8 protein-coding genes and 1 pseudogene are annotated in these 8,825 nt (G+C 68.1%); all 9 read right to left on the reverse strand.

What is annotated here, in order from left to right; genetic code table 11:
* Nucleotides 1-725 (reverse strand): amino acid ABC transporter ATP-binding protein (locus KBB57_RS19580; RefSeq protein ID WP_290753979.1); only part of this gene is annotated, 725 nt, incomplete at its 3' end.
* A 12-nt stretch (nt 726-737) separates the two neighbouring features.
* Complete coding sequence (locus KBB57_RS19585) at nt 738-1,817, reverse strand: amino acid ABC transporter permease (RefSeq protein WP_290753981.1); 1,080 nt, start codon at nt 1,815-1,817, stop codon at nt 738-740.
* A gap of 11 nt (nt 1,818-1,828) precedes the next feature.
* Entirely contained in the window at nt 1,829-3,007 is a 1,179-nt protein-coding gene (locus tag KBB57_RS19590; protein WP_290753983.1) for an ABC transporter permease subunit, read from the reverse strand.
* Nucleotides 3,008-3,073: 66 nt separating this feature from the next.
* Nucleotides 3,074-4,105, reverse strand: a complete 1,032-nt coding sequence (locus tag KBB57_RS19595; RefSeq protein ID WP_290753984.1) for an amino acid ABC transporter substrate-binding protein — start codon at nt 4,103-4,105, stop codon at nt 3,074-3,076.
* Nucleotides 4,106-4,227: 122 nt separating this feature from the next.
* On the reverse strand, nt 4,228-5,604 hold the full coding sequence (locus KBB57_RS19600) for an aspartate aminotransferase family protein (protein WP_290753985.1): 1,377 nt from the start codon (nt 5,602-5,604) through the stop codon (nt 4,228-4,230).
* Between the two features lie 145 nt (nt 5,605-5,749).
* Nucleotides 5,750-6,808 (reverse strand): phosphotransferase, encoded by a 1,059-nt coding sequence (locus tag KBB57_RS19605; protein ID WP_290753986.1) that lies wholly within the window; start codon nt 6,806-6,808, stop codon nt 5,750-5,752.
* Between the two features lies 1 nt (nt 6,809).
* The gene (locus KBB57_RS19610; RefSeq protein WP_290753988.1) at nt 6,810-7,256 is read right to left on the reverse strand and encodes a proline racemase family protein; all 447 of its coding nucleotides are present in this window, start codon (nt 7,254-7,256) and stop codon (nt 6,810-6,812) included.
* A gap of 45 nt (nt 7,257-7,301) precedes the next feature.
* Nucleotides 7,302-8,190, reverse strand: a pseudogene (locus KBB57_RS19615) (IS66 family transposase); the annotation flags it as partial.
* Between the two features lie 58 nt (nt 8,191-8,248).
* Nucleotides 8,249-8,596, reverse strand: coding sequence for an IS66 family insertion sequence element accessory protein TnpB (gene tnpB / locus KBB57_RS19620; protein ID WP_290753987.1), 348 nt, complete (start codon nt 8,594-8,596; stop codon nt 8,249-8,251).
* Nucleotides 8,597-8,825: the final 229 nt, after the last annotated feature.

Genomic DNA, 8,825 nt, shown 5'->3' on the forward strand with positions numbered 1-8,825 from the left:
AAACGGATGGTCCGCTCGTTCTTCGGCGCGCCGAAGAAGGTCTCGGGATCCGCCTCCTCGACGATCTCGCCGGCGTCCATGAAGATGACCCGGTCGGCGACCTTGCGGGCGAAGCCCATCTCGTGGGTCACGCAGACCATCGTCATGCCGTCGGCGGCGAGGGTTGTCATCACGTCGAGCACTTCGCCGATCATCTCCGGGTCGAGCGCCGAGGTCGGCTCGTCGAAGAGCAGGACGTGGGGCTGCATGCAGAGGGCGCGGGCGATCGCCACGCGCTGCTGCTGGCCGCCGGAAAGCTGGCCCGGGTATTTCTGCGCCTGCTCGGGGATGCGGACCTTGGTCAGGTACTTCATCGCCGTCGCCTCGGCCTCCTCCTGCGGGATCTTGCGCACCAGCATCGGGGCGAGGGTGCAGTTGTCGAGCACGGTCATGTGCGGGAAGAGGTTGAAGTGCTGGAAGACCATCCCGACCTCGCGGCGGATCTCGTCGATCGAGGCGACATTGTCGCCGAGCTCGGTGCCGAGGACGCGGATCGTGCCGCGGGTATGTTCCTCGAGGTGGTTTATGCAGCGGATCATCGTCGACTTGCCGGAGCCGGAGGGGCCGCAGACCACCACCTTCTCGCCGCGGCGGACGGTGAGATTGATGCCCTTCAGGACGTGGAAGTCACCGTAGAACTTGTCGAGCTCGACGAGCTCGATCGCCGGCGCGTTCGGATTGGACATGGGGATGGGCTCCTATCGCCGTCCGACGTTCATGCGCCGCTCGAGATAGGCGCCGTAGCGGGACAGGCCGAAGACGAAGGTGAAGTAGATGAGCGAGATGAAGGCGTAGACCTCGACATAGGCGAACTTCCAGTCGCCGGTGCCATAGGCGGCGCTGCCGGCGGCGAGGAGCTCGACGAAGCCGACAACGACGACGAGCGAGGTCTCCATGAAGGTGATCACGAACTGGTTGATCGTCGCCGGCAGGGCGAGGCGGAAGGTCTGCGGCAGCACGATGCGGGTGATGCGGTGGCGGTAGGGGATGCCGAGCGCCTTGGCCGCTTCCTCCTGGCCCCTGCCGATACCCTGAAAGCCGCCGCGGATGATCTCCGCCTGGTAGGCCGCGAAGAAGAGCGCCCCGCCAATGACCACCCGGTAGAGCTTCTCGCCGATCAGGAAGCCCGGCAGCATGAAGGGCAGCACGATCGCGAAGGTGAAGAGGATCGCGAGCAGCGGCAGCGAGCGCACGCAGTCGATGAACCAGCCGGTCACCTTCGAGATCACCGGCATCTCCGAGCGGCGCATCAGCGCGAGCCCGATGGCGAGCGGCATCCCGAGGAGGCTCGTCGCCACGAACAGGAACAGCGTCAGGCAGAGCCCGCCCCACTGCTCCTCGCCGACCTCGCGCAGGCCCAGGACGCCGCCCTTCATCAGGATGTAGAAGGTGGCGGCGCCGATCCCCCAGATCGCCGTCAGCCGCTTGAGGGACCAGAAGCGCGGGATGCAGCTCAGGACCATCATCACGATGACCGCGACGATCGCCAGCGCCGAGCGCCACTGCTCCTCGTAGGGATAGATCCCGAAGATGATCAGCCGCCAGCGGTTGGCGATCACCGACCAGCAGGCGCCGCCGTTGGCCGCGCATTCCGGCTGCCGCGCGGCCGGGTCGAAGGTCGCGCTCAGGACCGCCCAGTCGAGCACCTTCCACAGCACGAGGAGGGTGAGCCCGACCGAGACGGCGGTGACGAGGGACCCGAGCGGCGAGGCGAAGTAGTTGCGCCGGAGGTCGTGGAGGAGACGCTGGGTCGCGGTGGGAGGGAGAGCTGTATCCATGGTCATGGCGGTCAATGGGCCACTCCGATCACGGTGCCCTTGAGGGCGATGGCGCGGTTGATCCGGTTCAGGATCGCGGCAAGGGAGAAGTTGATGACGAGAAAGCCGCCCATCAGGATCGCGATCAGCTCGAGGGTCTGGCCGGAGTGGGTGATCGCCCCGGAGATGACCATGAAGAAGTCCGAGAAGCCGACGACGATGCCGAGCGTGGTCGCCTTGATCAGCCAGACGTACTGATTGATGAGGATCGGCAGCATCGCCCGGATCGCGAGCGGCAGCCGGACGCGGCTGAACGCCTGCCAGGCGCTGAGCCCGAGCGCCTGCGCCGCCTCGACCTGGCCGCGGCCGACGGCCTTGAAGCCGCCGCGGACGATCTCGCCGATATAGGCCCCGCCATAGATCGCGATGGCGAAGGCCAGAGTGTAGAGCTCGGGCTGGATGCGGATGCCGCCCCTGACGTTCAGGCCCTGGAGCTCGGGAAGGCTGACCAGCGGCGTGTCGGGCAGGCGGCCGAGGAACAGGCCGACGGCGGCGAGGACGAGGCCGCCGCCGAGCACCCCGAGCAGCAGGTTGCGCTTCGCCACCTTGGCCATCCGGCGGAACGGCCTGGCGATGGCGATCCAGAGCAGCAGGCAGGCGGTGACGAAGGCGATCGCCACCGCGGCGATCGCCGAGACGAGACTGACGTTGAGGCCGGGCAGGTAGAGGCCGCGGCTCGACAGCAGCGCGTCGCCGACGACGATCGACTGCTTGGGGCCGGGCAGCTGGCTCGCCATCGCGTACCAGAAGAACACCTGCACGATCAGCGGGATGTTGCGGAACGTCTCGACATAGGTGGCGCCGACCAGCCGCGCCGAGGGGTTCGTCGAGCTCCGCGCCATCCCGACGGCGAGGCCGATCAGGGTGGCGAAGAACAGCCCCAGGAAGCCGAGGAACAGGGTGTTGCAGATGCCGGCGAGGATGAACCACCAGTAGGGGTCGTTGGGGTTGGTCGGCAGGATCGAGAAGTTCAGATCCCACCCGGTCGATTTCGCGAGGAAGCCGAAGCCCGAGGTGATGCCCTGGGCGGCGAGGTTTGCCCGCGCGGTCATCGTGCCGACGATCACGACGGCGGCGATGGCTACGAGGAAACCGCCCTGGATGGCGGCGCGCCGGAACGACTTCCGGCGCCAGAGGGGAGACGCGGCCATGTCAGGGCCCCCGAGCTGATGTGGGAGGGACGGGGCGGCGTCACGCCGCCCCGCCGGCGATGCCGATCAGTCGAAGACGAAGGGGTACATGACACCCCCGGCGTTCCAGAGGTTGGTCATCTCGCGGTCCATCTTGTAAGGCGAGCCCTGGCCGAGGCTGCGGTCGAAGACCTCGCCGTAGTTGCCGACCTGCTTGATGACGTTGTAGGCCCAGTCGTCGCTGAGCCCGAGGCCCTTGCCGACGCCCGGGGTCTTGCCGAGGAACTTGGCGATGTCGGGCGCGGTGGCATTCGCCTTCATCTCGTCGACATTGGCCGAGGTGATGCCCTCCTGTTCGGCGAAGAGCATCGCCGACAGCGTCCAGTTGGCGATGTCGACCCAGTTGTCGTCGCCCTGGCGGACGATCATCACCTCGGGCTCGAGCGCGAGGACGTCCGGCAGGATGACGTTGTCATCGACCTTGCCGGCGGCCGACCGGGCGATGGCGAGCACCGGCCCCCACTGGGCGTAGGTGTCGCAGCGGCCGGTGAAATAGGCGTTCTCCAGCTCCTCGGTCTTCTCGATGGCGACGATCTCCATCGTGATGCCCATCTTCTGCAGGTAATTCGTCACCTGCTTCTCGATCGAGGTGCCGGCCGGCACGCACATCGTTCCGCCGTCGGCGTCCTTGAGGCTCGCGAGGCCGAGTTCCTTGTGCGCCATGACCTTGGTGGTGCCGAGGTAGTAGGAGTTGGAGAACTGCAGGCTCAGCTCGGCGTCGCGGCTGAGCGTGCCGCCCGAGGCCTTGATGACGACGTCGATGTCACCCGACTGCAGCGCCGGCCAGCGCTGCTCCCAGGAGATCGGCACGATCTTGACCTTGGTCGCGTCGTCGAAGACGGCGGCGGCGATGCCGCGGCAGAGGTCGATGTCGAGGCCCTTCCAGTTGCCCTTGTCGTCAAGTTCCGCGAAGCCGAGATACGAGCCGTTGTGGCCCGGACAGTTCAGCGTTCCACGCGCCTTGACCGCTTTGAGCGTGTTGCCGTCGGCGGCGGAGGCGCCGCCCGCGGCCAGCAGGCCGACGCCGGCGAGAAGGGCACTGGTCAGTATGGTCTTCATTGTCTTGTTATCCCTGTTGGCCGGCATGACCGCCGGACTTGGTTCAGTGATGGCCGTTCGGCCTTCCCGGCCGGCGAGCCATCTCGCCGACCGCATCCCGATCCGGGCTTTTCCAGGCCCCCTCAGATCGTCTCGAGCGTCGCCGCGAGCGCATTGACCAGCCGGTCGGCATGGGCCGGCGTGAAGACGAGCGGCGGACGGATCTTCAGGTTGTTGGCATGGGCGCCGGTGGCGGAGATCAGCACCCGCCGCCGCCGCATCCCGTCGACCGCGGCCAGCGCCGTCGCGGAATCCGGCTCCTTCGTCGCGCGATCCTTGACGAACTCGACCCCGACATAGAGGCCGGAGCCACGCACATCGCCGATCCGCTCGTCCTTCGCGGCCAACTCGCGGATGCCGTCCCGGAGGAGGTCGCCCACCCGCTTGGCGTTTGCCATCAGGTTCTCGTCCCGGATCACCCCGAAGGTCGCCTGCGCCGCCTTCACCGCGACGCTGTTGCCACCGAAGGTGTTGAAATAGCGCGTCTCCGCACCGAAGCTCTCGACGACGCGCGGCGCCAGCGCCACGGCGGCGACCGGAAAGCCGTTCCCCATCGGCTTGCCCATGGTCACGATGTCGGGCCTCTGGCCGTGACGCTGGTAGCCCCAGAGCGCATCGCCCGAGCGCCCGAAGCCCGCCTGCGCCTCGTCGGCGATGACGACGCCGCCGGCCTTGTGCACCACCTCGGCGATCCGCGCGAGCAGGTCGGCGGGCTGGGCATAGATCCCGTCCGACGAGAACAGCGAGTCGGCGATGAACGCCGCGATCCCGTCGCCCTGGCGCTCCAGCTCCTCGATATGCGCCTCGACCTCGGCGACGAGCTTCGCGGTCAGCGCCTCGGGCGCCATCCGGTAGCTGTCTGGCGTCGAGATCCGCCGTGTCCACGTCCCGAGCGGCGACTTCTTCCCGAGCGAGGCCGAGAGGCCCGCGGTCAGCTCGGAATTGCCGTGATAGGCCTCCGAGGTGATGATGACGCCCTGCTTGCCGGTATGGTGCTTGGCGATCCGGACCGCGAGGTCGTTCGCCTCCGACCCCGAGCAGGTGAACATGACATGCTCGATCGGCGCCCCGAAGGTCGGCACGATCTCGGCGGCGAAGTCGAGAATGCCGTCCTGGATGTAGCGGGTGTGGGTGCAGAGCGTCTGCATCTGCCGGTGCACGGCTTCGACCACCACCGGGTTGCAATGGCCGACGGAGACGACGTTGTTGTAGGCGTCGAGATATTCGTTGCCCTGGCTGTCCCAGAGCAGGCAGCCTTCGGCGCGGGCGATCTCGACCGGGTCGGCGTACATGAGCCGGTAGGCCGGCCCGAGCAGCCGCTGCCGCCGGCGGACCAGCTCCTGGGTCGCCGGATCGAGGCGGCCGAGGCTTGACGGATCGAAGCCGTTGACCATTCCGATGTTGATCTTCCCGGTCTGCGCCAGTCCGGCGTCCCGGTTCGCTTCCAGTGCCTCGGTCATGCGGTCCCCTTTCCCGGAGACTGCCGCACGGCGGGCCGCCCCCAAATCAACAAAAGCCGTCGACCCGCAAGTTCACCTTGCGAATGGGCCGATCGAACCTGATCCTGCGCGGCCCGATCGCCAAGCGATGCTTGCCGCGCCGCGCTCACCGCCCCACCCCCGCGAATGTGGCGCTGACCGCCTCGGGCGATCGCGCGAGGAACCAGTCGAGCTGCGCCCAGCCCTGATGGGTGTTGCGCATGATATAAGGCTCGTTGTCCGGGAACTGCTCCGCCCGCCAGGTGGTGATCAGCGCCCGCGCGATCACCCGCGCCATGACCATGTGCGGCAGCACCCGCATCTCGGTCTCGGTGAGATCGGCGACGCCGAGATAGCCGGCGAGCAGATCCCGCCCGCGGTCGAACATGCCCGCGCCGCCGTCCGGCATCAGCTGGTTCAGGAGCGCCGTCGACACGTCGATGACGATGCAGGTTCGCACCACGTCGCCGAAGTCGATGGCCCCGGTGACGAACTCCGGCGCGGCCCGGTCGGTGACGATGTTCGAGCGGCTGAAGTCATTGTGGAGCACCTGCGTCCGGCAGGTGGCAAGCGCGGGCTCGATCGCGCGGAACCGCTCGAGCCCGCGCGCGAGCTTCTCCCGCTTCTCCGGGTCGGCGATCGCCTCGATGAGGAAGGCGAGCTTCGGCAGATGCTTGACGTCCCAGGCGATCTCGCGCCCATCATGCGGATGCGCGAATCCCGCCATCGCGAGCCGCAGCCGCGCCAGGATCGCCCCGACCTTCGCCCGCTCACCCGCCGTCGCCTCGAAGTGATCGAGCGGTGTCCCGTCGAGGTAGCTCAGGACGCGCACGAGCCGCGTCTGCCCGTGGCTGTCCTCGGCGCGGAAGAACGCTTCGCCGTCGCGATTCCGCACCACCCGCGGCACCGGCAGCGTCGGGTCCGACGCCGCGACATGCTCCAGCGCCTCCGATTGCAGCGACAGCTCGCGCGGATCCTCGTCGGGGTTCGAGATCTTGGCGATGAAGCGCGCACCGTCGGCGCCGGTGACGAGGAAGGTGTCGTCCTTCTCCGTATCGAGCCGCTTCAGCGCCCCGCCGATCCCGTAGCGGTCGCCGAGGAGCGCCAGCGCCTCGCCGTCAGGGATCGACGCGAACCGGGTGGCGAGGCCCCCTGCCCCGAGCAGCGCGTCGCGCGGGTCCAGCACTTCAGAGTTCGCCGACATAAGGCCCCCAGGTATCCGAAAGCGCGAAGCCCCGCGGGAATGGATCGGTCGGATCGAGCCCGATCTGGCTCAGCCCGTAGATCCAGGCCCGCCCGGTGACGCGCGGAAGGATCGCCGGCCGGTTGCCGACGACCGTCTCGTCCTTCACCTCGGCCCGGAACGCGCTGCCGATGATCGAGCGGCTGGTCAGCACGTCGCCCTTCCGGACCAGCCCGCGCGCGTGCATCGTCGCGAGGTTCGCCGACGATCCTGTCCCGCAGGGCGAGCGGTCGACGCGGCCGGGCTTCAGCACCGTGCAGGTCCGCACCACGCCGTCGTCGCCGATGTCGCGGAACATCACGTAGGAGATGAAGTTCAGCTGGGGAAGCTCCGGGTGCGACACGGAAATCGTCCGGTCGAGCTCGGTCAGCAGATAGGTCCCCGCCCGCATCAGTGCGTGGGCATTCTCGGGCTCGATGGTCAGCCCGACCTGCTGCCCCTTCCGGTCGCCCGAGAAGCGATACCATGCCGCTGGCGGCGCGCTCCCGTCCCATGGGCGCTCGTCGCGGGCATAGGTCCAGAGCCGGGCGGTCTGCGTCCTGCCCGTGCCGGGCGCCAGCATGCTGACCGGCGTGTCGTCGGCGAAGATCGCCTCGGCCGCGAGCACGTGCCGCCCGATGGCGTCGGCCAGCGGAGCCAGCAGCGCGGTGGACTTTCCGACCCAGTCGGCAAGCGTGGAGCGGTCGAGGTCCAGCCCGTCGCGTTCGAAGATCTGGGATTGGCGATAGAGGGGAAGGTGGTCAGCGTATTTGCTGACCAGCACATGAGCGAGAAGCCCGGGGCCAGGGCGGCCGCGCTCGATGGGGCGCGACGGCAGCGGTGCCTGGACGAAGCGCTCGCAGCAGGCGCAGGTCAGCCGGGGCCGCACGATCCGGTTCACGATGTCGAGCTATTGTCCGCCATCGGTCCGGGGACAATGGCGAGGGGCCCGGCACATACTCGAGCTCCTCGGTCACGTCCTCGCCGATCCGGCGCAGTTGGCCGCCGCAGTCGGCGCAGGCATCGGCGGTGGGGCTGATCTCCACCACCATGCGCGGGACATGATCGGGGATCGGACGGCGCTTCGGCTGGCCCTTCTGCTCGACATCGGGCAGGCGCAGCCGCGCCGTCATCGCCGCCGCGGCGATCTCGCTCGTCTCCAGCGCCAGCTGCAGCTGCTCAGCCGTCTCGGAGGAGGCGCCGAAGCGATGCGCGCGGTGGCCGGCCAGCTGGTGGCGCAGCTTCTCGATCAGGATCGCCTGCGCCTTCACCTCGGCCAGGAGCCGCGCCGTGAAGGCGCGCAGTTCCTCAGGATCTTCTGGCAACGGGGCGGTCTCGTCGAGCATGATCGAGTTTATCTTACGGAATTCCCTATGGGAATCCTCGCAGAGCCCTGACTGCCGATTATCCTGCTGCCTCAGGCTGCCAGGTCCGTTGCGGCATGCGCCAGTCGATGCCCTCAAGCAGCATCGCCAGTTGCGCCGGCGTCAGCGACACCTTGCCCTCCTTCGCCGAGGGCCAGACGAAGCGGCCCCGCTCCAGGCGCTTCACGAACAGGCAGGCCCCTTGGCCGTCCCACCAGATCACCTTCACCAGATCGCCGCGTCGGCCCCGGAACACGAAGAGATGTCCCGCGAAGGGGTCCTGCTGGAGCGTCGCCTCCGCCTGCGCCGCGAGCGCCGTGAAGCCCCGGCGCATGTCCGTCACCCCGGCCGCCAGCCAGACCTTCGTGGCGCTCGGGACGGGGATCACCCGGACAGGCCCCGGATCAACCGGGCCAGCGCCTCAGGGTCATAGCGCCCATTGATCCGCATCCGGTGGCCGCCCGCCAGATCGATCTCGATCGAGCCGCCTGTGACGTGACCCCTTGTTTCTCCTCCACGGGCTGCTGGAATCCGGACCACCAGGAGAGGGACCGGAGATGAAGCGAAGCAGGTTCACCGAAGAGCAGATCATCGGGATGCTACGAGAGAGCGAGGCC

The organism is Amaricoccus sp. (assembly GCF_017993425.1).
GTDB lineage: Bacteria > Pseudomonadota > Alphaproteobacteria > Rhodobacterales > Rhodobacteraceae > Amaricoccus.